19 protein-coding genes are annotated in these 23,075 nt (G+C 54.5%); 13 read left to right on the forward strand and 6 right to left on the reverse strand.

Features of this window, described 5'->3' with window-relative positions; translation table 11 throughout:
* Positions 1–4 precede the first annotated feature (4 nt).
* The 3 genes from cyoA to AB2B48_RS23355 all read right to left on the reverse strand — a co-directional run bounded on the left by cyoA (position 5) and on the right by AB2B48_RS23355 (position 3,525).
* Positions 5–952 carry a cytochrome o ubiquinol oxidase subunit II gene (gene cyoA / locus AB2B48_RS23345; protein WP_368300393.1) on the reverse strand — a complete coding sequence of 316 codons (948 nt, stop codon included), beginning with the start codon at positions 950–952 and terminating at the stop codon, positions 5–7.
* A 473-nt stretch (positions 953–1,425) separates the two neighbouring features.
* Positions 1,426–2,901, reverse strand: a complete 1,476-nt coding sequence (gene ampG, locus AB2B48_RS23350; RefSeq protein ID WP_368300394.1) for a muropeptide MFS transporter AmpG — start codon at positions 2,899–2,901, stop codon at positions 1,426–1,428.
* Between the two features lie 45 nt (positions 2,902–2,946).
* Entirely contained in the window at positions 2,947–3,525 is a 579-nt protein-coding gene (locus tag AB2B48_RS23355; RefSeq protein WP_185667149.1) for a lipoprotein, read from the reverse strand.
* 297 nt (positions 3,526–3,822) lie between these two features.
* Between AB2B48_RS23355 and bolA the strand changes: the two genes are divergently transcribed.
* From bolA to AB2B48_RS23400, 9 genes are all read left to right on the forward strand, one after another.
* Positions 3,823–4,140 carry a transcriptional regulator BolA gene (bolA, locus tag AB2B48_RS23360; RefSeq protein ID WP_035894301.1) on the forward strand — a complete coding sequence of 106 codons (318 nt, stop codon included), beginning with the start codon at positions 3,823–3,825 and terminating at the stop codon, positions 4,138–4,140.
* 346 nt (positions 4,141–4,486) lie between these two features.
* The gene (gene tig, locus AB2B48_RS23365; protein WP_368300395.1) at positions 4,487–5,785 is read left to right on the forward strand and encodes a trigger factor; all 1,299 of its coding nucleotides are present in this window, start codon (positions 4,487–4,489) and stop codon (positions 5,783–5,785) included.
* Between the two features lie 240 nt (positions 5,786–6,025).
* Positions 6,026–6,649: an ATP-dependent Clp endopeptidase proteolytic subunit ClpP gene (clpP, locus tag AB2B48_RS23370; RefSeq protein ID WP_185667147.1), complete on the forward strand. Its 624-nt coding sequence runs from the start codon at positions 6,026–6,028 to the stop codon at positions 6,647–6,649.
* Between the two features lie 134 nt (positions 6,650–6,783).
* Positions 6,784–8,058 carry an ATP-dependent protease ATP-binding subunit ClpX gene (gene clpX, locus AB2B48_RS23375; RefSeq protein ID WP_220439719.1) on the forward strand — a complete coding sequence of 425 codons (1,275 nt, stop codon included), beginning with the start codon at positions 6,784–6,786 and terminating at the stop codon, positions 8,056–8,058.
* A 183-nt stretch (positions 8,059–8,241) separates the two neighbouring features.
* Positions 8,242–10,596 carry an endopeptidase La gene (gene lon, locus AB2B48_RS23380; protein ID WP_185667145.1) on the forward strand — a complete coding sequence of 785 codons (2,355 nt, stop codon included), beginning with the start codon at positions 8,242–8,244 and terminating at the stop codon, positions 10,594–10,596.
* A gap of 209 nt (positions 10,597–10,805) precedes the next feature.
* Complete coding sequence (hupB, locus tag AB2B48_RS23385) at positions 10,806–11,078, forward strand: nucleoid-associated protein HU-beta (RefSeq protein ID WP_035895161.1); 273 nt, start codon at positions 10,806–10,808, stop codon at positions 11,076–11,078.
* 198 nt (positions 11,079–11,276) lie between these two features.
* The gene (ppiD, locus tag AB2B48_RS23390) at positions 11,277–13,151 is read left to right on the forward strand and encodes a peptidylprolyl isomerase (RefSeq protein ID WP_368300396.1); all 1,875 of its coding nucleotides are present in this window, start codon (positions 11,277–11,279) and stop codon (positions 13,149–13,151) included.
* Positions 13,152–13,299: 148 nt separating this feature from the next.
* Positions 13,300–13,677: a helix-hairpin-helix domain-containing protein gene (locus tag AB2B48_RS23395; protein ID WP_220439721.1), complete on the forward strand. Its 378-nt coding sequence runs from the start codon at positions 13,300–13,302 to the stop codon at positions 13,675–13,677.
* 109 nt (positions 13,678–13,786) lie between these two features.
* The gene (locus tag AB2B48_RS23400; protein WP_185667142.1) at positions 13,787–14,185 is read left to right on the forward strand and encodes a YbgC/FadM family acyl-CoA thioesterase; all 399 of its coding nucleotides are present in this window, start codon (positions 13,787–13,789) and stop codon (positions 14,183–14,185) included.
* Between the two features lie 86 nt (positions 14,186–14,271).
* Here AB2B48_RS23400 and queC read toward each other — a convergent pair whose 3' ends face one another.
* Both queC and AB2B48_RS23410 read right to left on the reverse strand, forming a co-directional pair.
* Positions 14,272–14,967 carry a 7-cyano-7-deazaguanine synthase QueC gene (gene queC / locus AB2B48_RS23405; protein WP_333499012.1) on the reverse strand — a complete coding sequence of 232 codons (696 nt, stop codon included), beginning with the start codon at positions 14,965–14,967 and terminating at the stop codon, positions 14,272–14,274.
* 67 nt (positions 14,968–15,034) lie between these two features.
* Complete coding sequence (locus AB2B48_RS23410) at positions 15,035–16,735, reverse strand: SgrR family transcriptional regulator (protein WP_368300397.1); 1,701 nt, start codon at positions 16,733–16,735, stop codon at positions 15,035–15,037.
* 99 nt (positions 16,736–16,834) lie between these two features.
* Here AB2B48_RS23410 and cof point away from each other — a divergent pair, with 99 nt between their 5' ends.
* Positions 16,835–17,653 carry an HMP-PP phosphatase gene (gene cof, locus AB2B48_RS23415; protein WP_368300398.1) on the forward strand — a complete coding sequence of 273 codons (819 nt, stop codon included), beginning with the start codon at positions 16,835–16,837 and terminating at the stop codon, positions 17,651–17,653.
* 44 nt (positions 17,654–17,697) lie between these two features.
* Here the strand turns inward: cof and AB2B48_RS23420 are convergent, their stop codons facing one another.
* Positions 17,698–18,747, reverse strand: coding sequence for a PLP-dependent cysteine synthase family protein (locus AB2B48_RS23420; RefSeq protein WP_368300399.1), 1,050 nt, complete (start codon positions 18,745–18,747; stop codon positions 17,698–17,700).
* A gap of 115 nt (positions 18,748–18,862) precedes the next feature.
* Between AB2B48_RS23420 and AB2B48_RS23425 the strand changes: the two genes are divergently transcribed.
* The 3 genes from AB2B48_RS23425 (at position 18,863) to AB2B48_RS23435 (ending at position 22,955) form a co-directional block, all read left to right on the forward strand.
* Positions 18,863–19,321 carry an Lrp/AsnC family transcriptional regulator gene (locus tag AB2B48_RS23425; protein ID WP_185667138.1) on the forward strand — a complete coding sequence of 153 codons (459 nt, stop codon included), beginning with the start codon at positions 18,863–18,865 and terminating at the stop codon, positions 19,319–19,321.
* A gap of 87 nt (positions 19,322–19,408) precedes the next feature.
* Positions 19,409–21,184 (forward strand): SmdA family multidrug ABC transporter permease/ATP-binding protein, encoded by a 1,776-nt coding sequence (locus AB2B48_RS23430; RefSeq protein WP_368300400.1) that lies wholly within the window; start codon positions 19,409–19,411, stop codon positions 21,182–21,184.
* Entirely contained in the window at positions 21,177–22,955 is a 1,779-nt protein-coding gene (locus tag AB2B48_RS23435) for a SmdB family multidrug efflux ABC transporter permease/ATP-binding protein (protein ID WP_368300401.1), read from the forward strand. Before AB2B48_RS23430 ends, AB2B48_RS23435 begins: the two co-directional genes overlap by 8 nt.
* The last annotated feature ends 120 nt before the right edge of the window (positions 22,956–23,075 follow it).

Here is a 23,075-nt window from a genome sequence, read left to right on the forward strand (position 1 = left end):
CCCCTTAGTGAGCGGATTCCGCGTGGCTCATGTCCATGCCTTCCATTCCTTCGTGCGATGCGTGTTCGCCTTCTGGTTTGGTCATGTCCATGCTTTTGCCGTGATCCATGAATTTGCTGGTCACTGCTTTAAACAAATCTGGTTTCACGCTGGAGAAGTACTCCACCTTGTTATATTCGCTCGGTGCAGCCAATTTCTCGAAGGTGGCCATGTCATCCATGGTGTTCGGAGATTGTTTCGCTTTCGCGACCCACTGATCGAATGCGGCACGATCCGGCGTAGCAATGGCTTTGAACTTCATTCCAGAGAAGCCCTGGCCGCTATAACTTGCAGAGATACCGTCGTAGATACCTGCTTCGTTCGCGATCAGATGCAGGTTGGTCTGCATACCGGCCATCGCGTAAATCTGGCTGCCCAGACGCGGGATAAAGAAGGAGTTCATCACGGAGTTAGAGGTCACTTTGAACTGCACCGGAACGTTCGCCGGGAAGGCGATTTCGTTAACGGTAGCAATGCCCTGCTCCGGGTAGATGAAGAACCATTTCCAGTCCATGGAAACCACTTCGATAGTGATTGGTTTCTCATCATGAGCCAGCGGTTTGCTTGGTTCTAAAGCGTGAGTGGTTTTCCAGGTCAGTACGGCGAGGAAGATGATGATAAGAATTGGCACGGTCCAGACCACAGCTTCCACTTTATTGGAGTGTGACCAGTTCGGGCTATACTTCGCATCTTTATTGCTCGCACGATACTTCCAGGCGAAACCAACGGCCATTAAGACGGCGGGAATCACGACGATCATCATCAGGCCGAAAGCCGTCAGAATCAGCGAGCGCTGTTCCAGTCCAATCTGTCCTTTGGGGTCAAGTAGCGCAGAATCACAACCACTGAGTAATACAGTGCTGGCGATTAATGACAACCATCCCAAGTTTTTATTGTATTTCCTGAGTCTCATGTAACGACCTCAATTCCACGGGGTGTTGGTGGCGTTTAAAGTGTGGGGTCATTTTACGGGAAGGTTACATTACTGTAAACATCATTGGTGCTCTGTCAGTTATGTGTTACCGGGTTCTGCCGTGCCTGTCACAGATGTTGCCAAATGTGTCTATTTTCCGAGCGGAAAGCCCATCTGGCGGGCGTTATAACGAAAGGGGGTATGGGGAAGGGGTTAAGATGGCAATTGGTATAACCATTGCCAAAAATATACAAATAATTAACAATTAATCATCAAATAATGGACAATTCAAAAACGAAAAATTAATTGTTCTGGTGCTGAATCGGTTAAAGAAATAAAGCACATTTTAGACGTTCCAATAATTTCCAGAATTCTAAAGCGCACAAAAGCACAAATATTTTTTTTCACATACGATGTAAGCGTTATTATTACGCGTCGTGATTACAACGTACTCTTCACATTTTCCGCTTATTTTATTGGAACTGCGTTTTACGCAGGGCAAGGTAGTCCAGCAGGCAGCCGTAAATGATGCCGATAAAGGCAATTACGACGCCTATCTCGAGTACGATTCCGGACCATTGAATGGCGGTGAGGTTCAGGGCATTTGCCAGCAGCATCACCAGCCAGACTCCCAGCAGCACGGCACCCAGCATCAGCAGACGTAGCGCGAATCGGTAGGCGCCCGCATAGCTATCACGTGGCATAAATTGTTCGGTTCGCTGAGTATATTCCAGGGTCTGACGGCAGATAAGCAGCAGCAGAATGCCCGGTATGGCGGCAAACACCGAGAAGAGATAGAACGTCGGCCAACCGTGCGCTTCGACAAACCAGCCAGCAATTGGCCCTACGTAGACACGGCCGACGGCGGACAGCGCCGATAGCAGCGCAAACTGGGTGGCAGAAAACGATTTATTACACAGCGTCATCAACAGTGCGACGAATGCCGCCGTACCCATACCGCCGCACAGGTTTTCAAAGAAGACCGCGGCCGCCATCGAATAAATATGTTTATCCGTGACCGAAAGCGCCCAGTAGCCGGCGTTTGACACACCCTGCAAAATGCCAAAGATCAGCAGCGCGCGGAACAGCGTCAGGCGCTGCATTAACACGCCGCCGTACAGCGCGCCGACAATGGTGGCAAACAGGCCGAGAGTTTTATTCACCATCCCGACCTGGCCGGCGTCAAACCCCACGCCGCGGATCAAGAAGGTGGTGGTCAGGCTCATGGCGAAGGCGTCGCCGAGCTTATACATCACGATGAGCAGCAGAATGAGCCAGGCGTTGTTACGGCCGAAGAAATCTTTAAGCGGTTGCACCACCGCTTGCTCAAGGCTTTTCGGGACCGGGATAACGTCGCTCGGTTCAGGGGCCAGCAGCGTGGCGATAATGCACGGTACAAGCAGCGCCGCCATTAGCCAGTACATGCCCTGCCAGCCCAGCCATTTATCGGCCAGCCATAGCGCCAGACCACCGGAAACCAGCATCCCCAGACGATAGCCCAGCACGCTAATCGCCGCGCCCGCGCCGCGCTCTTCCGCTGGAAGCACATCGGTTTTCCAGGCATCGAAGACAATATCCTGCGAGGCGGAGCAGAACGCGATAATCACCGCCAGCGCCGCCATCCAGCGCAGTTGTGTGGAGGGCTCAAGGAAGCCCATCGCGGCAATGGCGATAAGCAGCAAACATTGTGTCGTCAACAGCCAGCCGCGACGACGCCCTAAAAACGGCGGCGTGTAGCGGTCCATGACCGGTGACCAGAGAAACTTAAAGACGTATGCCTGGCCGACAAGCGAGAAAAAGCCGATGGTTTTCAGATCGATATTTTCGACCGTCATCCACGCCTGCATCGTCCCTGAGGTCAGGGCGAGCGGTAAGCCGGAAGCAAAGCCAAGAATCAGCAGAATGGCTGATTTCGGTTGCTGAAAAATGCGGAGATAGTGACCAGACATAGTGTTATACGTTCAGACCCGGCCTAAGCCGGGTCTGTGACGGGATTAGCGAGCGTTCTGCTTGATGAAATCGTGGATAGAGGTGTCCTGTGCCATATCGGCGATGGTATCGCCCAGCACGCTATCAACGGTATCGGAAATGTTTTTGTTGGAAGCCTGGAACGCGCCTTCAACGGAGTAGTTAGAACGGTAGTTTTTGGTCATCTTGTTACCGTTAGCGGCGGTCGCGATGATAGCGATATCGGCTTTGGTAGAGATGTTGTAACGCACGTTACCCTGGGAAACGTCGGCATACAGCTGATTAACGATAATCTGCAGATTTACCGCACCGTTCGGGCCAATCATATAGCCGCGCGCGGTCATCTGTTTTTCCAGCACTTCCTGCATCAGGAAACGCAGGTCGCGGGAAGCGGTCAGGGTAACCAACTGGTTGTTACGGGTGACTTTGGCCAGCGCCTGATCCTGACGCTGGTCAGCGCCGGTGATGCTAACGGTCACGCCCATCAGGCTTGGATCCTGCTGAGGCAGGGTGATTTTTGGTGACACTTCAACCGTGGTCGGAGGCGTTGCGCATCCTGCCAGCATAAACAGTGCTACCAGTGGGAAGAGGATTTTTTTTAACATGTTAGGGGTCTCAAACGCATTGTTTACTGAAAATTCCCGCCATCATAACATCGCCATCGGTCAGGGGAAGTAGGCAATGCATGTAATTTCATCGTGTTGGTGTTTTTCTGCGCTCGCGAACAATCTGCGGCAGGATTTCAGATGAGAAGCGATTGTAAAAGACGTTAACTTCATCTACTTGACAAATAAAAGGGTGCGAACGCTAATTTTTTGTTGCCTTTGTGTAATGTAATCAGTAAAAGCGGCTAACATTTAAAGGGATAGGCGGCATCTTAACGTTGTCGGAGGAGTAATATCATGATGATGCGTGAACAAATCGAAGAAAAACTGAGGGCAGCGTTTGAACCTGTTTTCCTGGAAGTCGTAGACGAAAGCTACCGCCACAACGTACCGGCCGGCTCTGAGAGCCACTTTAAAGTTGTGCTGGTGAGCGATAAGTTTACCGGGGAACGTTTTCTGAATCGTCATCGGATGATCTACGGAACGTTAACAGAGGAGTTTGCGTCCACCGTCCATGCGCTGGCATTGCATACTTATACGCGAAAAGAGTGGGAAGGTTTGCAAGATACCGTCATTACCTCACCGCCATGCCGCGGAGCGGGTACTATCGCGTAGAAAAGGCATTTGCAACACGGAACTTTTCCAGTATGTTGCGTACAGATTATGAGAAAACGGCCTGCGGGCCGTTTTGTTTTGTCTGAATTTTGAGCTATTTCGACAGCGTTCAGACAAAAATTAGCCGGGAATTGTGAAAAATGCCGCAGCAACGCGTGATAACCGTTCTCGACTCATAAAAGTGATGCCGCTATAATGCTGCGTCTTATTTTTCGGAATGTCTTCGGGATGATTCTGACGACAGGGAATGTGATTGATTACGAGAGCATCCCAGGTCCGCAACGCCAGCTTTTCGAGCTTGCGGAGTAGAGTTGACCGAGCACTGTGATTTTTTTGAGGTAACAAGATGCAAGTTTCAGTTGAAACCACTCAGGGCCTTGGCCGCCGTGTAACGATTACTATCGCTGCTGACAGCATCGAGACCGCTGTAAAAAGCGAGCTGGTCAACGTAGCGAAAAAAGTACGCATTGACGGTTTCCGTAAAGGTAAAGTACCGATGAATGTTGTTGCTCAGCGTTATGGCGCTTCCGTGCGTCAGGACGTTCTGGGTGACCTGATGAGCCGCAACTTCGTTGACGCGATCATCAAAGAGAAGATCAATCCAGCTGGCGCGCCTAACTACGTTCCAGGTGAATACAAGCTGGGTGAAGACTTCACCTACGCAGTAGAATTCGAAGTGTACCCAGAAGTTGAACTGCAGGGTCTGGACGCTATCGAAGTTGAAAAACCAGTCGTTGAAGTGACCGAAGCTGACGTTGACGGCATGCTGGACACTCTGCGTAAGCAGCAGGCAACCTGGAAAGACAAAGACGGCGTTGTTGACGCTGAAGACCGCGTTACCGTTGACTTCTCCGGCTCTGTAGACGGCGAAGAATTCGAAGGCGGCAAAGCGACTGATTTCGTACTGGCAATGGGCCAGGGTCGTATGATCCCAGGCTTTGAAGACGGTATCAAAGGTCACAAAGCAGGCGAAGAGTTCGTCATCGACGTTACCTTCCCAGAAGAATACCACGCTGAAAACCTGAAAGGTAAAGCGGCTAAATTCACGATTACCCTGAAGAAAGTTGAAGAGCGTGAACTGCCAGAACTGACTGCAGAATTCATCAAACGTTTCGGCGTTGAAGATGGTTCCGTTGAAGGCCTGCGCGCTGAAGTGCGTAAAAACATGGAACGCGAACTGAAAGGCGCGGTACGTAACCGCGTTAAATCTCAGGCAATCGAAGGTCTGGTAAAAGCGAACGAAATCGACGTTCCTGCTGCCCTGATCGACAGCGAAATCGACGTTCTGCGCCGTCAGGCTGCACAGCGTTTCGGTGGCAACCAGCAGCAAGCGATGGAACTGCCTCGCGAACTGTTCGAAGAGCAGGCTAAACGCCGCGTAGTTGTTGGCCTGCTGCTGGGCGAAGTGATTCGTACCCACGAGCTGAAAGCTGACGAAGCACGCGTTGCTACCCTGATCGAAGAAATGGCTTCCGCCTACGAAGATCCGAAAGAAGTTATTGAATTCTACAGCAAAAACAAAGAGCTGATGGAAAACATGCGCAGTGTCGCTCTGGAAGAACAGGCTGTTGAAGCGGTTCTGGAAAAAGCGAAAGTGACTGAAAAAGCAACTTCCTTCAATGAACTGATGAACCAGCAGGCGTAATTTCGCTTACCGGTTTACGGTTTTGAGAAAAACCCGTTGCCTTTTGGTGACGGGTTTTTTTATTGCAGTAATAACCAAAGCTTGCGTGATAAAACGGCTTTTCGGTGTTAGCGTATCAACAAAATATTGTTATGCTTGAAATAGGGTAAGATCGTACCCATTACTGAGGGAACGAATCACTCGCCGCATCTCTATAATTAGCAGGCTGTGGCTATTTTATTTATTATCCAGGAGACGGAAATGTCATACAGTGGCGAACGAGATAATTTTGCACCCCACATGGCCCTGGTGCCGATGGTCATTGAACAGACCTCACGTGGCGAACGTTCTTTTGATATCTACTCCCGTCTACTTAAAGAGCGCGTAATCTTTCTGACCGGTCAGGTCGAAGACCACATGGCAAACCTGATTGTGGCGCAAATGCTGTTTCTGGAAGCGGAAAACCCGGAAAAAGACATTTATCTGTACATCAACTCCCCAGGCGGCGTGATCACTGCAGGGATGTCTATTTATGACACCATGCAGTTTATCAAGCCGGATGTCAGCACCATCTGTATGGGGCAAGCGGCATCAATGGGCGCGTTCCTGCTGACGGCAGGCGCAAAAGGTAAGCGTTTCTGCTTACCAAACTCCCGCGTAATGATTCACCAGCCGCTGGGCGGTTATCAGGGCCAGGCGACGGATATCGAAATCCACGCCCGTGAGATCCTGAAGGTGAAAGGACGCATGAATGAGCTTATGGCGCACCATACTGGCAAATCTCTGGAGCAGATTGAGAGCGACACTGAACGTGACCGCTTCCTGTCCGCTTCTGAAGCCGTCGAGTATGGCCTGGTTGACTCAATTTTGAGCAAACGTAACTAATGTCATGACGGCACGTGCCGCTGCACGGTATATACTACTAAGGGCGGCACAACGCTTGCGTAGCAGCTTGCGCTTAAGAATGGCATTTGCGTCGTCATATGCGGCACAAAGAACTTAAAAAGAGGTTTTGACTCATGACAGATAAACGCAAAGATGGCTCGGGCAAACTGTTGTACTGCTCTTTTTGCGGCAAAAGCCAGCACGAAGTGCGTAAGCTCATCGCCGGCCCATCCGTGTATATCTGCGACGAATGCGTCGACTTATGTAACGACATCATTCGCGAAGAGATTAAAGAAGTGGCGCCGCATCGTGAACGCAGTGCTCTGCCGACGCCACACGAAATTCGCCACCACTTAGATGACTACGTTATCGGTCAGGAACAGGCGAAAAAGGTGCTGGCCGTTGCGGTCTACAACCACTACAAACGTCTGCGTAACGGTGATACCAACAACGGCGTTGAGCTCGGCAAAAGTAACATTCTGCTGATTGGCCCAACCGGTTCCGGTAAAACCCTGCTGGCCGAAACGCTGGCACGCCTGCTGGACGTTCCGTTCACCATGGCTGATGCAACCACCCTGACCGAAGCTGGTTACGTGGGTGAAGACGTTGAAAACATTATTCAAAAACTGCTGCAGAAGTGCGACTACGACGTACAGAAAGCCCAGCGCGGTATTGTTTACATCGATGAAATCGACAAGATTTCTCGTAAGTCTGACAACCCGTCGATTACTCGTGACGTGTCCGGCGAAGGCGTACAGCAGGCGCTGCTGAAGCTGATTGAAGGCACCGTGGCAGCCGTTCCGCCGCAGGGTGGCCGTAAACATCCGCAGCAGGAGTTCCTGCAGGTTGATACCTCGAAGATCCTCTTTATCTGCGGCGGCGCGTTTGCCGGTCTGGATAAAGTGATCGGTAACCGCGTTGAAACCGGTTCGGGTATTGGCTTTGGCGCAACGGTGAAATCTAAAACGGATAAAGCCAGCGAAGGCGAACTGCTGACCCAGGTTGAGCCAGAAGATCTGATCAAATTTGGTCTGATCCCTGAGTTCATCGGCCGTCTGCCGGTGGTTGCAACCCTGACTGAGCTGAGCGAAGAAGCGCTGATTCAGATCCTCAAAGAGCCGAAAAATGCCCTGACCAAGCAGTATCAGGCGCTGTTTAACCTCGAAGGCGTGGATCTGGAATTCCGTGACGAAGCGCTGGACGCTATCGCCAAGAAAGCAATGGCGCGTAAAACCGGTGCTCGTGGTCTGCGTTCTATCGTTGAAGCCGCACTGCTCGAAACCATGTACGATCTGCCTTCTATGGAAGACGTCGAAAAAGTGGTTATCGACGAGTCGGTGATTGCCGGTCAAAGCGAACCGCTGCTGATTTACGGCAAGCCGGAAGCGCAGCAGGCATCTGGCGAATAATTCACCAGTTCATACAATCAGTTAACCAAAAAGGGGGGATTTTATCTCCCCTTTTATTTTTCCGTATTCATGGCGTTGAATGTGTGGAATACATCCCCATATACTGGTTACATGTTAATGGTTGTGTGAAGCACAGTCGCATGACCAGTTTACCTGGCGGACACTAAACTAAGAGAGAGCTCTATGAATCCTGAGCGTTCTGAACGCATTGAAATCCCCGTATTGCCGTTGCGCGATGTGGTGGTTTATCCGCACATGGTCATCCCCTTATTTGTAGGGCGGGAAAAATCTATCCGTTGTCTGGAAGCGGCCATGGATCATGATAAAAAAATCATGCTGGTCGCGCAGAAAGATGCTTCAACGGATGAGCCGGGTGTAAACGATCTTTTCACCGTCGGGACCGTGGCCTCTATTTTACAAATGCTGAAGTTGCCTGACGGTACGGTCAAAGTACTGGTTGAAGGGCTGCAGCGTGCGCGTATCTCTACGCTCTCTGATAACGGCGAACACTTCTCCGCGAAAGCAGAGTACCTGGAATCGCCGGCGATTGAAGAGCGCGAGCAGGAAGTGCTGGTACGCACCGCAATCGGTCAGTTTGAAGGCTATATCAAGCTGAACAAAAAAATCCCACCAGAAGTGCTGACGTCGCTGAACAGCATCGACGATCCTGCACGCCTGGCGGATACCATCGCGGCCCACATGCCGTTGAAGCTGGCAGATAAACAGTCTGTACTCGAGATGTCAGACATCAACGAGCGCCTGGAATATCTGATGGCGATGATGGAGTCAGAAATTGATCTGCTGCAGGTTGAGAAGCGTATTCGCAACCGTGTGAAAAAGCAGATGGAAAAATCTCAGCGTGAGTACTATCTGAATGAGCAAATGAAAGCCATTCAGAAAGAACTCGGCGAGATGGACGAAGTTCCTGACGAAAACGAAGCGCTGAAGCGTAAGATCGACGCAGCGAAGATGCCGAAAGAGGCGAAAGAGAAAACCGAAGCCGAACTGCAAAAGCTGAAAATGATGTCGCCGATGTCAGCAGAAGCGACCGTGGTTCGTGGTTATATCGACTGGATGGTGCAGGTGCCGTGGAATACGCGCAGCAAGGTTAAAAAAGACCTTCGCCAGGCGCAGGAAATCCTCGATACCGACCATTACGGCCTCGAGCGCGTCAAAGACCGTATTCTTGAGTATCTCGCGGTTCAAAGCCGTGTGAACAAGCTGAAAGGGCCAATCCTGTGCCTGGTAGGGCCTCCTGGTGTGGGTAAAACCTCTCTGGGGCAGTCCATTGCTCAGGCGACCGGACGTAAATACGTTCGTATGGCGCTGGGCGGCGTGCGTGACGAAGCGGAGATCCGCGGTCACCGTCGTACCTACATCGGCTCTATGCCGGGTAAACTGATCCAGAAAATGGCCAAAGTGGGCGTTAAAAACCCGCTGTTCCTGCTCGATGAAATCGACAAAATGTCTTCGGACATGCGCGGTGACCCGGCCTCCGCTCTGCTGGAAGTGCTTGATCCAGAACAGAACGTAGCGTTCAGCGATCACTACCTGGAAGTGGATTACGATCTCAGCGACGTGATGTTCGTTGCGACCTCGAACTCCATGAACATTCCAGCGCCGCTGCTGGATCGTATGGAAGTGATCCGTCTGTCCGGTTATACCGAAGACGAGAAGCTGAACATTGCTAAACGTCACCTGCTGCCGAAGCAGATCGAACGTAACGCCCTGAAAAAAGGCGAGCTGACGGTAGACGATAGCGCGATTGTTGGCATCATCCGTTACTACACCCGTGAAGCGGGCGTTCGTAGCCTGGAACGTGAAATTTCGAAACTGTGCCGTAAAGCGGTTAAACAGCTGCTGCTGGATAAAGAGCTGAAGCACATCGATATTAACGGCGACAACCTGCACGACTATCTCGGCATTCAGCGCTTCGACTATGGTCGCGCGGATGAAGAAAACCGCGTTGGTCAGGTTACCGGCCTGGCGTGGACGGAAGTGGGCGGCGATCTGCTGACCATCGAAACCGCCTGTGTACCGGGTAAAGGCAAACTGACCTACACCGGCTCTTTAGGTGAAGTGATGCAGGAGTCCATTCAGGCTGCGCTGACCGTGGTGCGCGCGCGCGCAGAAAAACTGGGCATCAACCCAGATTTCTACGAAAAACGCGACATTCACGTTCACGTACCGGAAGGGGCTACGCCGAAAGACGGTCCAAGTGCGGGTATCGCGATGTGTACCGCGCTGGTTTCCTGCCTGACCGGTAACCCGGTGCGTGCAGACGTGGCGATGACAGGGGAAATTACCCTGCGCGGCCTGGTGCTGCCAATCGGTGGCCTGAAGGAAAAACTGCTCGCAGCACACCGTGGCGGCATTAAGACTGTTCTGATTCCTGATGAGAACAAACGCGATCTGGAAGAGATTCCGGACAACGTTCTGGCCGATCTGGAGATTCATCCGGTTAAGCGCATCGAGGAAGTTCTGGCGCTAGCGCTGCAAAATGAGCCGTCTGGCATGCAGGTTGTAAGCGCAAAATAGTGACCTCGCGCAAAGAGCGTTAATAAAAACAAGGCTGGCAAGCGTAAACTGACTTGCCAGCCTTTTTTTGTCTCGCTAATTTAGACGGCTGGCAGGTGTGTCGATGACGACGGGTGTTGTAAGGGCATGGGAGTCCTGATATAACTGCTCCGCGATTGCATCGTGAAGGATTCAGGTGCGATATAAATAATAAAGAGAGGAAGAGAACAGTGAATAAATCTCAACTGATTGACAAGATTGCTGCTGGCGCGGATATCTCCAAAGCTGCAGCTGGACGTGCGTTAGATGCTTTAATTGCTTCTGTTACTGAATCTCTGCAGGCAGGGGATGATGTTGCACTGGTAGGTTTTGGTACCTTTGCTGTTAAAGAGCGTGCTGCCCGTACTGGCCGTAACCCTCAGACTGGTAAAGAGATCACTATCGCCGCTGCTAAAGTACCAGCGTTCCGTGCAGGTAAAGCACTGAAAGACGCGGTAAACTGATCGCTTTCCCGCGTAGGGAATGTGGCACAGTACAAGGGCGCATCATCTGATGTGCCTTTTTTTATGGCTTATTGTGTACTTTTAAGCGTTTATATTCGGTGTCATGCTGACAAGCGCCCCGGTTTCTTGTCAAAATAGCGGCCACACGTGCTATGCTGCACGAGGTATTTGTCACCTACAGCGGAGTGTTGTTACACCATGATGGACAATTTACGCACGGCAGCCAACAGCGTCGTGATCAAAGTCATTTTCGGGCTCATTATCGTGTCGTTCATTTTGACCGGCGTGAGTGGTTACCTGATCGGCGGTAACAATAATTTTGCCGCGAAAGTAAATGGCCAGGAAATTGGCCGCGGCCAGTTTGAAAATGCCGTTGCTAGCGAGCGCAACCGCATGCAGCAGCAGCTTGGCGACCAGTACTCAGAGCTGGCGGCCAATGAAAACTACATCAAAACGATGCGTCAGCAGGTGCTGAACCGCCTGATCGACGAATCGCTGCTGGATCAGTACGCGAAGACTTTAGGTCTTAGCATCAGCGACGAGCAGGTGCGTAAAGCGATTTTCGCCACCCCAGCTTTCCAGACCGACGGCAAATTTGATAACACCCGCTACAACGCGCTGGTGAATCAGATGGGCATGACGGCGGATCAATACGCACAGGCGCTGCGTAACCAACTGACGACCCAACAGCTGATTAACGCCGTTGCCGGTACCGACTTTATGCTGCCGGGTGAAACCGACCAGCTGGCCGAACTGGTTGCGCAGCAGCGCCTGGTTCGCGAAGCGACGATCGACGTGAATGCGCTGGCGGCGAAGCAGCAGGTTTCCGATCAGGAAGTTTCTAGCTACTACGAGCAGAACAAGAGCCAGTTTGTGGCGCCGGAGCAGTTCCGCGTGAGCTACATCAAGCTGGACGCTACCTCCATGAGCGAGCCTGTTTCTGACAACGACATTCAGTCTTACTACGACCAGCATCAGGATCAGTTCACTCAGCCGCAGCGTGACCGCTACAGCGTGATTCAGACCAAAACTGAAGCGGATGCGAAAGCGGTACTGGACGCCCTGAACAAAGGCGCTGACTTCGCTGCTCTGGCAAAAGAGAAATCTGCTGACATCATCTCCGCACGTAACGGCGGCGATATGGGTTGGCTGGAAGCCTCTACCACGCCTGACGAGCTGAAAAATGCCGGCCTGAAAGAAAAAGGCCAGCTGTCCGGGGTGATCAAATCCTCCGTGGGCTTCCTGGTCGCGCGTCTTGACGACGTACAGGCTGCACAGGTGAAACCGCTGGCTGACGTGCGCAAAGAGATTGCGGACAAAGTGAAGCAGGAAAAATCACTCGACGCTTACTATGCACTGCAGCAGAAGGTGAGCGATGCGGCGAGCAACGACAACGACTCTCTGGCGGGTGCAGAGCAGGCGGCTGGCGTGAAAGCGGTTGAGACCGGTTGGTTTGACCGTAACAGCCTGCCGGCTGAACTGAACTTCAAGCCGGTATCTGATGCTATCTTCAACGGTGGTCTGGTTGGCGAGAACGGCATGCCGGGCAGCAACTCAGACATCATCACCGTTGACGGCGACCGCGCCTTCGTCATTCGCGTGAGCGAGCACAAAGCCGAAGCGGTGAAACCGCTGGCGGAAGTGAAAGCGCAGGTGACCGATATCGTTAAGCACAACAAAGCAGAACAGCAGGCCAAACTGGATGCTGAAAAACTGCTGGTGGCGCTGAAAGACGGTAAAGGCGACGACGCGATGAAAGCGGCAGGCCTGACCTTTAGCGCCAGCAAAACCCTGAGCCGTGCCGGTCAGGATCCGCTGAGCCAGGCTGCCTTCGCACTGCCGCTGCCGCAGAAAGACAAACCAAGCTACGGTATCGGCAACGATATGCAGGGCAACGTGGTTCTGCTGGCGCTGGACGAAGTGAAAGCGGGCGAAATGCCGGAAGCGCAGAAGAAAGCGATGGTTCAGGGGATTACCCAGAACAACGCGCAAATCGCCTTCGAAGCGATGATGAACAACCTGCGTAAATCCGCGAAAATTAAGCTCGGCGACATCATCGACCAGCAGCAATAATCGGAATTCGCTTCGCATAATTTTGTAATGCGATGTACATATCAAAGGCCGCTTTCGCGGCCTTTTCCACATTTGAAATCTGCCTTTTGAACCGTTGCGCGCTAACCGTTATGGTGCTTTCGCTATCAATCAACAAGGAGAAATCAAGATGAAACGTGGAATCAAAATGTCTGTTATGGCGGCGGTACTGGCGTGTGCGGGGATGAGCTTTAGCGTTCAGGCGGCAGCGCCTGCTGCGGCGAAAACGCAGGCGGCGCAGACAAAAGCCAGTGCGGATACCGGAGAGCAGGTGAAAGCCGCGCCAGCCGCTAAAACGGCGGAAGATGAAGGGACCAGGGTTAGCATCAATACCGCGTCGGCCGAGGCGTTAGCGCAGGCGATGAACGGCGTAGGGTTGAAAAAGGCGCAGGCCATCGTTAGCTATCGTGAAGAGTACGGCCCGTTCAAAACGGTGGACGATCTCAAGCAGGTGCCGGGAATGGGTAGCTCGCTCGTTGAGCGTAATCTGGCGCATCTCACGCTTTAATTTGCATCAAGTGTTTGCACTCGTCTGAAAATTTGCCAGACTAAAGAGGTCATACCAGTGGTGTGACCTCTGACTCTATGTAAAAACAAAATAATAAGGCTATGGCGCTATGCAGACACAAATCAAAGTTCGCGGTTATCACCTGGACGTCTATCAGCACGTTAACAACGCTCGCTATCTGGAGTTTCTTGAAGAGGCCCGCTGGGATGGGCTGGAGAGCAGCGCGGGGTTCCAGTGGATGAGCGCGAACCACATCGCCTTTGTGGTGGTGAATATCAATATTAACTACCGTCGTCCGGCGGTGCTGGGCGATCTGCTGACGGTGACCAGCAAGGTGCAGCAACTGAACGGTAAAAGCGGCGTATTAAGCCAGGTGGTCACGCTGGAGCCCGAAGGGCAGGTGGTTGCCGACGCGCTGATTACCTTCGTCTGTATCGACTTAAAAACGCAGAAGGCGTTGGCGCTGGAAGGGGAATTGCGGGAGCATCTGGAAGCGATGGTTGAGTAATGTGCTTGTCCCGGGAACGGCGTAAACGCCTTGCCCGGAACAGGTAGCCCGGGCGAGCGCAAGCGACCCCGGGAACGTCTCCAGACCTATTTCAGCCCGGTTTTCTGCTTCATCGCTGCCATCACCCCTGGCTTATCCGCCAGATAATGATTCAGGCCATTTGCGCGCAGATTACAGGCCGCGCAGTGGCCGCAGCCATTGCCTTTGATGCCGTTGTAGCAGGTGAGCGTTTCGGTACGCACCAGGTCCAGTTTGTCCCAGTAGTCCGCCAGCGCCCAGGTCTGCGCTTTATCGAGCCACATCAGCGGCGTTTCGAAGCGAATGTCTTTTGCCATGCCCAGGCTAACCGCATGGTTCAGCGCCTTCACGAACTCATCGCGACAGTCCGGATACCCGGAGAAGTCGGTCTCGCAGACGCCGGTGATGACGGCTTCTGCCTTCACCTGATAGGCATAAATAGCCGCTAGCGTCAGGAACAGAATATTGCGCCCCGGTACGAAAGTATTGGGAATACCGTTGGCATCCGGTTCGTAGTCCGGCACGGGAATGCTATCGCGGGTCAGGCTGCTGACCGCCAGTTCATTGAGCAGGGTAACGTCCAACACCTTGTGCGCGCGCGCGCCCAACGTTAAGGCCAGTTCACGGGCGACATCAATTTCAGCGCGATGGCGCTGGCCATAATCAAACGTGACGCAGTGAACTTCATCATATTGATGCAGCGCCTGTACCAGGCATGTTGTGGAATCTTGTCCACCGCTAAAGACGACAACGGCACGTTTCATGGCTTTTCCTGTTTGTGGTTCTAAAGGCCGTTATGGTAACGCCTGTACATCGCGGCGACCAGCTCCTTCACCGCGTGGTTGGCGGCAGCCAGGCGGCGGAAAAATCAAACCAGCCGCGCGCGTTCAGGCGAATACCGTTGACCCCGGGCGGCGCGCTGATCTGGTATTGGTAGTTAAACAGCGGCGTCAGCATCGCGTCACTCATCAGGCGGGTAAAGATGTGCTTCAGCGCGGCGATTCGCTGGCTATCGTTTGGCAACGCCTGAGCGTCGTCTAATGCCAGACGAACGCGGCTTGCCTGCTGTTCGGTAAACAGCGCGGGCCATAGCGCATCGCAGCGTAGCCACTGCTCCAGGGCGTACTCCGGCATCTCGCCAATCAGGCGGTCGCCCATAAACAGGTCGGCTTTTGGCAGGTCCGGACAGCCGGTCCAGCTTTTAGCATCATAAAAAATCACCGTCAGCTCGCAGCCCAGTTTCGCCAGGGCTGTTTTTAGCTCTTCGGCCATGGTGTGCAGTTCTACCGGCAAATGGTAGAGAAGCGTCAGGTGGGGCGGTAGGGCAACATCGGGGGCGTCTTTCGGCAGCGGGATATCCCAGCCGGGCAGCATCTCTTCGCTGGGGGTAATCAGGTTTTCCCCCAGCGGTAGGCTTTGCAGCAGGCCGGAGCGGTGAATCAGCCCGATGACTCGCTGTGCCTGTGCGCTGCTCAGGCGTGGGCTCTGGCGCAGTGCCAGATAGCAAAACCCCAGGCTGATGCTGTGGCTGACGAGCCGCAGTTCGCCAAGCTCCTCAGGTTTGCCAATGGCAATCTGCACCGGGTGCTGGCAGCTGGTCCCCAGCCCCTGCTCGAAAAGCTGCGGGGTGATCCAGTATTCAATGGCCTGCAGCAGCGGGTGGCCCTGGTGATAGCGATGATGGCTCTCAATGCGCACCAGTTCCGGCTCAAAAATTTTCAGCATAAACGGGCCGGTGCCCTGCGACGGTTCGTCCGGATGTGCCAGCACGCTACAGTAGCTTGCCAGCCGATGCGGTAGCCAATAATCCGGATGATGCAGCGTGAAGGTCAGACACTGCGGATGCGTCTGCGTAATGGCTTTCACGCTGGAAAAGAGCTTCGCCAGTTCGGGCAGTTTCAGCAGCATCAGCAATCGTCGGCGAAGCTGCTCGGTCTCAACGGCATCGCCGTTATGCCAGTGCAGGGTTGAACGAATATAAAACTGCCAGCACAACCCATCGTCGGAAACCGACCAATGGTGCGCCAGGTCGCCCTGCGGCTGTGAGGCTTCATGGTTAAAGCGGGTTAGGCCAGAGTAAATCTGCCCGGCAAGGTGCTGCTCGGCACGACCGGCAAGGAAGCCAGGATGCAGTGGATCTAGCGGGCGGTAATAGGGAATACGCAGCGTCGGCGTGTTGTTTTGCCACTGGCCGCCGAGAAACGGGTGCAGCAACGCCCTCAGCTCAACCGGGGCAATCTGCGCCAGCTCCAGCGCATTATGCTGCTCGCCGCGATTCAGTGCGGTTTCCATCATCTCATTGCGCAGCGTCTCCGGCGCGGTGTGAAACCGTAACCGCCCGCGCTTGCCGCGCCCGGACTGCGCTTGCCAGCTCAGCCAGCCCGCCTCTTGTGCCTGACGCAGCAGGGTGCGCACGTGCCGCTCGCTGCAAAAACAGCGGGCGGCCAGTTCGGCGATGGTGACCTGTTGATCTTCTCCCTGCGACGGTAGCCACAGGCGCTGGAACTGATTTAAACGGTTTAACTGGCGCATAGAAACCCGGAACAATAAATATCAACTATTCAGTATTACTTCCGTATATCCCAGCAGATACTGGGTGGCAAGAGAGAACGATCACAGGCGGGATAAAAGATGGCAAGACTGGCAGCATTTGATATGGATGGCACCCTTTTGATGCCGGACCATCGTTTAGGCGAGAGAACCGTGGCGGTGCTGAAGCGCCTGCGCGAACGGAACATCACGCTGACCTTTGCCACCGGTCGTCACGTGCTGGAAATGCGCCCGCTGGTGGAGAAACTGTCGCTGAATGCCTTCCTGATAACCGGCAACGGTACGCGTATTCATACCCAGCAGGGTGAAGTGCTGCACCGTAGCGATCTCTCCCCGGACGTAGCGGAAGAGGTGCTGCACACCCATTGGGATACGCAGGCTAGCGTCCATGTCTTTAACGACGGCGGCTGGTTTACCGGGCACGAAATCCCAGAAATGTTAAAGGCGCACGTGTATAGCGGCTTCCGCTATCAGCTTCGTGACCTGCGCATGATGCCAGCGCATCAGGTGACAAAGATCTGCTTCTGTGGCGATCACGACGATCTCTGCCGTCTGCGGGTGCAATTAGTCGAGGCGTTCGATAAGCGCGCAGATATCTGTTTCTCCGCCATCGACTGCCTGGAAGTGTTGCCGCTCGGCAGCAATAAAGGGGCGGCGCTGTCGGTGCTGAGTCGCCATCTGGGCGTGAGTATGGATGAATGCATGGCCTTTGGCGATGCGATGAATGACCGTGAAATGCTGGGGCTCGTAGGGCGCGGCGTGATCATGGGGAATGCAATGGGGCAGCTTAAAGCGGCGCTCCCCCATCTACCGATTATCGGAAACTGCAAAAACCAGGCGGTTTCTCACTATTTAACGCATTGGCTGGACACACCTAATCTTCCTTATTCCCCCGAATAGAGAGACCTTCCAGCAAGCCAGGCTCAGTTGATGCCTGGCTTTTTTTATTTCCCAAGCAGAGTGTTAATAGCCTGTAGCCACGGTGCCGTGTCGCCGATGTTATTCGCCACCCATTCGGCGTTGTAGTAGGTGTCGAGGTAGCGCTCACCGCTGTCGCACAGCAGCGTCACGATCGAGCCGGTTTTCCCTTCATCTCGCATCTGTGCGGCTAACTGTAGCGCACCCCACATATTCGTTCCGGTAGATGCGCCAACCTTACGGCCAAGCTGCGTTTCCAGCCACTGAGCGGTGGCTACGCTTGCGGCATCCGGCACGCGCAGCATGCTATCAACCACATCAGGAATAAACGACGGCTCGACGCGAGGGCGACCAATGCCTTCAATTTTACTGCCGACGCTGCCGCGAAGATTCACATCGCGGTGCTGCCAGTAGTCCATAAACACGGAGTTCTCCGGGTCGACCACCATCAGCTGGGTTTCATAGCCCTGGCAGCGAATGTAGCGGCCAATGGTAGCTGAGGTACCGCCGGTGCCCGCGCTCATCACTATCCACGTCGGTACCGGGTTGGGTTCGTGCGACATCTGACGGAAAATGCTGTCGGCAATGTTGTTGTTGCCGCGCCAGTCGGTGGCGCGCTCGGCGTAGGTGAACTGATCCATATAGTGGCCGTTCAGCTCGCGGGCCAGGGTTTCCGAAGCGGCGTAGATTTCACACGCGCTCTCGACGAAGTGGCAGCGGCCGCCGTAAAACTCAATCTGTTCAACCTTACGTTTCGCCGTGCAGGAGGGCATCACCGCGATAAACGGCAGGCCAAGCAGGCGGGCGAAATAGGCTTCGGAAACCGCCGTCGAGCCGGACGACGATTCAATAATGGTGGTGCCTTCTTTGATCCAGCCGTTGCACAGGCCGTAAAGGAACAGCGAACGCGCCAGACGGTGCTTGAGGCTGCCGGTCGGGTGCGTGCTTTCATCTTTCAGGTAGAGCTGAATGCCGGGAAAAGCGGGCAGCGCCAGGCGGATTAAATGCGTGTCGGCGCTGCGTTGGTAATCGGCGTTAATTTCGCTGATGGCATGTTTGACCCAGGTGCTATTCATCGTTATTTTCCGTTTGTCATTTTGTGCCCAGCTTAGCGAAAAGTGCAGAAAAATTTGTTGCCATCTGACCTTTAAAATAGAATTAAGAGAGAAAAATTTTCTCCCGGTGACCGAAATGTTAGATAAAATTGACCGAAAGCTGCTGGCCCTACTACAAAATGACTGCACGCTCTCTTTGCAGGCGTTAGCAGATGCCGTTAATCTGACCACCACACCGTGCTGGAAACGACTAAAACGTCTGGAAGATGACGGTATACTGCTTGGCCGCGTCGCCTTACTGGATGCGGAAAAGCTTGGGCTTGGGTTAACGGCATTTGTGCTGATAAAGACCCAGCACCACAGCAGCGATTGGTACAGCCTTTTTGTGAGCGAAGTGACGCAAATGCCCGAAGTGTTGGGCTTCTGGCGCATGGCCGGGGAGTATGACTACCTGATGCGCGTCCAGGTGGCGGACATGAAACGCTACGATGATTTTTATAAAAGCCTGGTGAACCGCGTCCCCGGACTGTCGGATGTCACCTCAAGCTTTGCGATGGAACAGATTAAATACACCACTGCTCTCCCCATCGAATAATACTTTTTCTGGGATTTTCTCTTTGCCCGTCGAGCTGCCAGGGCGGCAGCGCAGGACGAAGAGAATCGACGTTCAGGATTTTACCGCGTGCGATTATTTGCTCAACTAAGTTGGTACTTCCGCCGGGAATGGCGGCGCTATCTCGGCGCTGTCGCCTTGCTGATTATCATCGCCATACTCCAGCTCATCCCGCCGAAAGTGGTCGGGATCGTGGTGGATGGCGTCACACAACACCATTTCACCACCGGGAAGGTGATGATGTGGCTTGGCACCATGGTACTGATTGCCGTGGTGGTCTACCTGCTGCGCTACGTCTGGCGCGTATTGTTGTTCGGTGCCTCCTACCAGTTGGCGGTCGAACTGCGTGAAGATTTCTACCGGCAGCTAAGCCGCCAGCATCCGGAATTCTATTTACGTCACCGCACTGGCGACCTGATGGCCCGCGCCACCAACGATGTAGACCGCGTGGTATTTGCCGCCGGGGAAGGGGTGCTGACGCTGGTGGACTCGCTGGTCATGGGCTGCGCGGTGCTGATTGTGATGTCCACACAGCTGAGCTGGCAGTTAACTCTGCTGGCGCTGCTGCCGATGCCCATTATGGCGTTGGTGATTAAACGCTATGGCGATCTGCTGCACGAACGCTTCAAAGTGGCGCAGGCAGCGTTCTCCAGTCTGAACGACCGGACCCAGGAAAGCCTGACCAGCATCCGTATGATCAAAGCCTTTGGCCTTGAGGACCGGCAGTCCGCCCAGTTTGCCGCCGATGCGGCTGACACCGGGGTGAAAAACATGCGCGTGGCGCGTATTGACGCCCGTTTTGACCCGACGATTTACATCGCCATTGGGATGGCTAACCTGCTGGCGATTGCCGGCGGCAGCTGGATGGTGATGCAGGGCGAGCTGACCCTCGGCCAGCTCACCAGCTTTATGATGTACCTCGGGTTGATGATCTGGCCCATGCTAGCGCTGGCCTGGATGTTCAACATCGTCGAGCGCGGCAGCGCCGCCTATAGCCGTATTCGCACTCTGCTGGCGGAAGCGCCAGTGGTGGATGACGGCACGCAACCGGTGCCCGAAGGGCGCGGTACGCTGGAACTGGCGATTGGTCGCTTTAGCTACCCGCAAACCGACAAGCCAACGCTCTGCGACGTCAGCGTGACCCTGAAACCGGGCCATATGCTCGGCATTTGCGGGCCGACGGGGTCGGGGAAATCCACTATTCTGTCGCTTATCCAGCGCCATTTTGACGTTGATGAAGGTGAGATCCGCTTCCACGATATTCCCCTGCGTCAATTGCAGCTGGACGCCTGGCGCAGCCGCCTGGCAGTGGTCAGCCAGACACCGTTCCTCTTTTCCGACACCGTTGCCAGCAACATTGCGCTGGGCCATCCGAGCGCGACGCAGGAAGAGATTGAGCACGCGGCGCGACTGGCCTGCGTGCACGAGGACATTCTGCGTCTGCCGCAGGGTTACGATACCGAAGTCGGCGAGCGCGGCGTGATGCTCTCCGGCGGGCAGAAGCAGCGTATCTCCATTGCGCGCGCGCTGCTGCTGGAGGCGGAAATTCTGATCCTCGACGATGCGCTGTCGGCGGTTGATGGCCGCACCGAGCATCAGATTCTGCACAACCTGCGCCAGTGGGGCGAAGGCCGCACGGTGATTATCAGCGCGCACCGTCTCTCGGCGCTGTCGGATGCCAGCGAAATCATAGTGATGCAGCACGGGCATATTGCCCAGCGCGGCCAGCATGACCAGCTAGCAGCGGAGCAGGGCTGGTACCGCGATATGCACCGTTATCAACAGCTGGAGGCCGCGCTGAACGACGTGCCGGAAGAAGATAAGCAGGAGGTGGCCGATGCGTAGTTTTGGGCAACTGTGGCCAACCCTGAAGCGGCTGCTGGCCTATGGCTCGCCGTGGCGTAAACCGCTGTCGATTGCGGTGGTGATGCTGTGGGTGGCCGCTGCCGCCGAAGTGAGTGGGCCGCTGCTAATTAGTTATTTTATCGACAACATGGTGGCGAAAAATAGTCTGCCGCTGGGGACGGTCGCCGGGCTGGCGGCTGCTTATATCGGGCTGCAACTGCTGGCGGCTTCGCTGCACTACAGCCAGTCGCTGCTGTTTAACCGCGCGGCGGTTGGCGTGGTGCAACAACTGCGTAGTGACGTGATGGATGCCGCGCTGCGCCAGCCGCTGAGCGAATTTGACACGCAGCCGGTAGGCCAGCTTATCTCCCGCGTCACCAATGATACGGAAGTGATCCGCGATCTGTACGTGACGGTGGTGGCGACGGTGCTGCGCAGTGCGGCGTTGATCGGCGCGATGCTGGTGGCGATGTTCAGTCTCGACTGGCGCATGGCGCTGGTGGCGATCGCGATCTTCCCGGCGGTGATGATCGTGATGGTGATTTATCAGCGCTACAGCACGCCTATCGTGCGTCGCGTTCGCGCCTATCTGGCGGATATTAACGATGGCTTCAACGAAGTCATCAACGGCATGAGCGTGATTCAGCAGTTCCGCCAGCAGGTACGCTTCGGCGAGCGGATCGGTGACGTGAGCCGCTCACACTATCTGGCGCGCATGCAAACGCTGCGTCTGGACGGCTTCCTGCTGCGCCCGCTGCTGAGCCTGTTCTCTTCGCTGGTGCTGTGCGGCCTGCTGATGCTGTTCGGCTTTAGCGCGCAGGGCTCTATTGAGGTCGGTGTACTGTACGCGTTTATCAGCTATCTGGGGCGTCTGAACGAGCCGCTGATTGAACTCACCACTCAGCAGTCGATGTTACAGCAGGCGGTAGTGGCCGGTGAGCGCGTGTTTGAACTGATGGACCGCCCGCGCCAGCAGTACGGAACCGATATGGCACCGTTGGCGCGCGGTGATATTGATATCGACGATGTTTCATTTGCCTATCGTGATGACAAGCTGGTGCTGCAAAACATTTCGCTGTCGATTCCAGCACGCAGCTTTGTGGCGCTGGTAGGGCACACCGGCAGTGGTAAAAGTACGCTTGCCAGCCTGCTGATGGGTTATTACCCGCCCAACTCCGGTGAAATTCGCCTCGGTGGCCGCCCGTTACAAAGCCTGAGTCATCAGGTGCTGCGACAGGGCATCGCCGTGGTGCAACAGGATCCGGTGGTGCTGGCCGACTCCTTCTTTGCCAACGTCACGCTGGGGCGCGATATCAGCGAAGCACAGGTCTGGCAGGTGCTGGAAACGGTACAGCTGGCCGAGCTGGCGCGAGGGATGAGTGAGGGTATCTATACTCATCTGGGCGAGCAGGGTAACAACCTGTCGGTCGGGCAGAAGCAGCTACTGGCGCTGGCCCGTGTGCTGGTCGAGACGCCGCAAGTGCTGATCCTGGACGAAGCCACCGCGAATATTGACTCCGGCACCGAGCGTGCGATTCAACATGCGTTGGCCGCCGTACGTCAGCGCACGACGCTGGTGGTGATCGCTCACCGTCTGTCGACCATCGTGGACGCGGATACCATTATGGTGCTTCACCGTGGACAGGCCGTCGAGCAGGGGACTCACCAGCAACTGCTTGAAGCCAAAGGGCGTTACTGGCAGATGTATCAGCTACAGCTGGCCGGTGAAGAGCTGGCGGCCAGCACCCAGGAGGATGTGCTGACCGCGTAATGCACCACCGTCAGGCATTTTTCTAACAGATTGCTGTTGTGACACGCATCATGCACCCGCATGGTGCGTTTTTCTTTTAACGCCCGCCATCTTGCCGCCATAAACCCTGATTTTTACCGC

This window comes from Kluyvera sichuanensis (assembly GCF_040930405.1).
GTDB lineage: Bacteria > Pseudomonadota > Gammaproteobacteria > Enterobacterales > Enterobacteriaceae > Kluyvera > Kluyvera sichuanensis.

Excerpts from the sequence above, each read along its gene's own strand:
- bolA (WP_035894301.1), top strand. The coding sequence starts at position 3,823 with ATGATGATGCGTGAACAAATCGAAGAAAAACTGAGGGCAGCGTTTGAA.
- AB2B48_RS23395 (WP_220439721.1), top strand. The coding sequence starts at position 13,300 with ATGAAACGTGGAATCAAAATGTCTGTTATGGCGGCGGTACTGGCGTGT.
- cyoA (WP_368300393.1), bottom strand. The coding sequence starts at position 952 with ATGAGACTCAGGAAATACAATAAAAACTTGGGATGGTTGTCATTAATC.
- AB2B48_RS23420 (WP_368300399.1), bottom strand. The coding sequence starts at position 18,747 with ATGAATAGCACCTGGGTCAAACATGCCATCAGCGAAATTAACGCCGAT.
- queC (WP_333499012.1), bottom strand. The coding sequence starts at position 14,967 with ATGAAACGTGCCGTTGTCGTCTTTAGCGGTGGACAAGATTCCACAACA.
- AB2B48_RS23425 (WP_185667138.1), top strand. The coding sequence starts at position 18,863 with ATGTTAGATAAAATTGACCGAAAGCTGCTGGCCCTACTACAAAATGAC.
- tig (WP_368300395.1), top strand. The coding sequence starts at position 4,487 with ATGCAAGTTTCAGTTGAAACCACTCAGGGCCTTGGCCGCCGTGTAACG.
- ampG (WP_368300394.1), bottom strand. The coding sequence starts at position 2,901 with ATGTCTGGTCACTATCTCCGCATTTTTCAGCAACCGAAATCAGCCATT.
- clpX (WP_220439719.1), top strand. The coding sequence starts at position 6,784 with ATGACAGATAAACGCAAAGATGGCTCGGGCAAACTGTTGTACTGCTCT.
- cof (WP_368300398.1), top strand. The coding sequence starts at position 16,835 with ATGGCAAGACTGGCAGCATTTGATATGGATGGCACCCTTTTGATGCCG.
- clpP (WP_185667147.1), top strand. The coding sequence starts at position 6,026 with ATGTCATACAGTGGCGAACGAGATAATTTTGCACCCCACATGGCCCTG.
- ppiD (WP_368300396.1), top strand. The coding sequence starts at position 11,277 with ATGATGGACAATTTACGCACGGCAGCCAACAGCGTCGTGATCAAAGTC.
- AB2B48_RS23410 (WP_368300397.1), bottom strand. The coding sequence starts at position 16,735 with ATGCGCCAGTTAAACCGTTTAAATCAGTTCCAGCGCCTGTGGCTACCG.
- AB2B48_RS23435 (WP_368300401.1), top strand. The coding sequence starts at position 21,177 with ATGCGTAGTTTTGGGCAACTGTGGCCAACCCTGAAGCGGCTGCTGGCC.
- lon (WP_185667145.1), top strand. The coding sequence starts at position 8,242 with ATGAATCCTGAGCGTTCTGAACGCATTGAAATCCCCGTATTGCCGTTG.
- AB2B48_RS23355 (WP_185667149.1), bottom strand. The coding sequence starts at position 3,525 with ATGTTAAAAAAAATCCTCTTCCCACTGGTAGCACTGTTTATGCTGGCA.
- AB2B48_RS23400 (WP_185667142.1), top strand. The coding sequence starts at position 13,787 with ATGCAGACACAAATCAAAGTTCGCGGTTATCACCTGGACGTCTATCAG.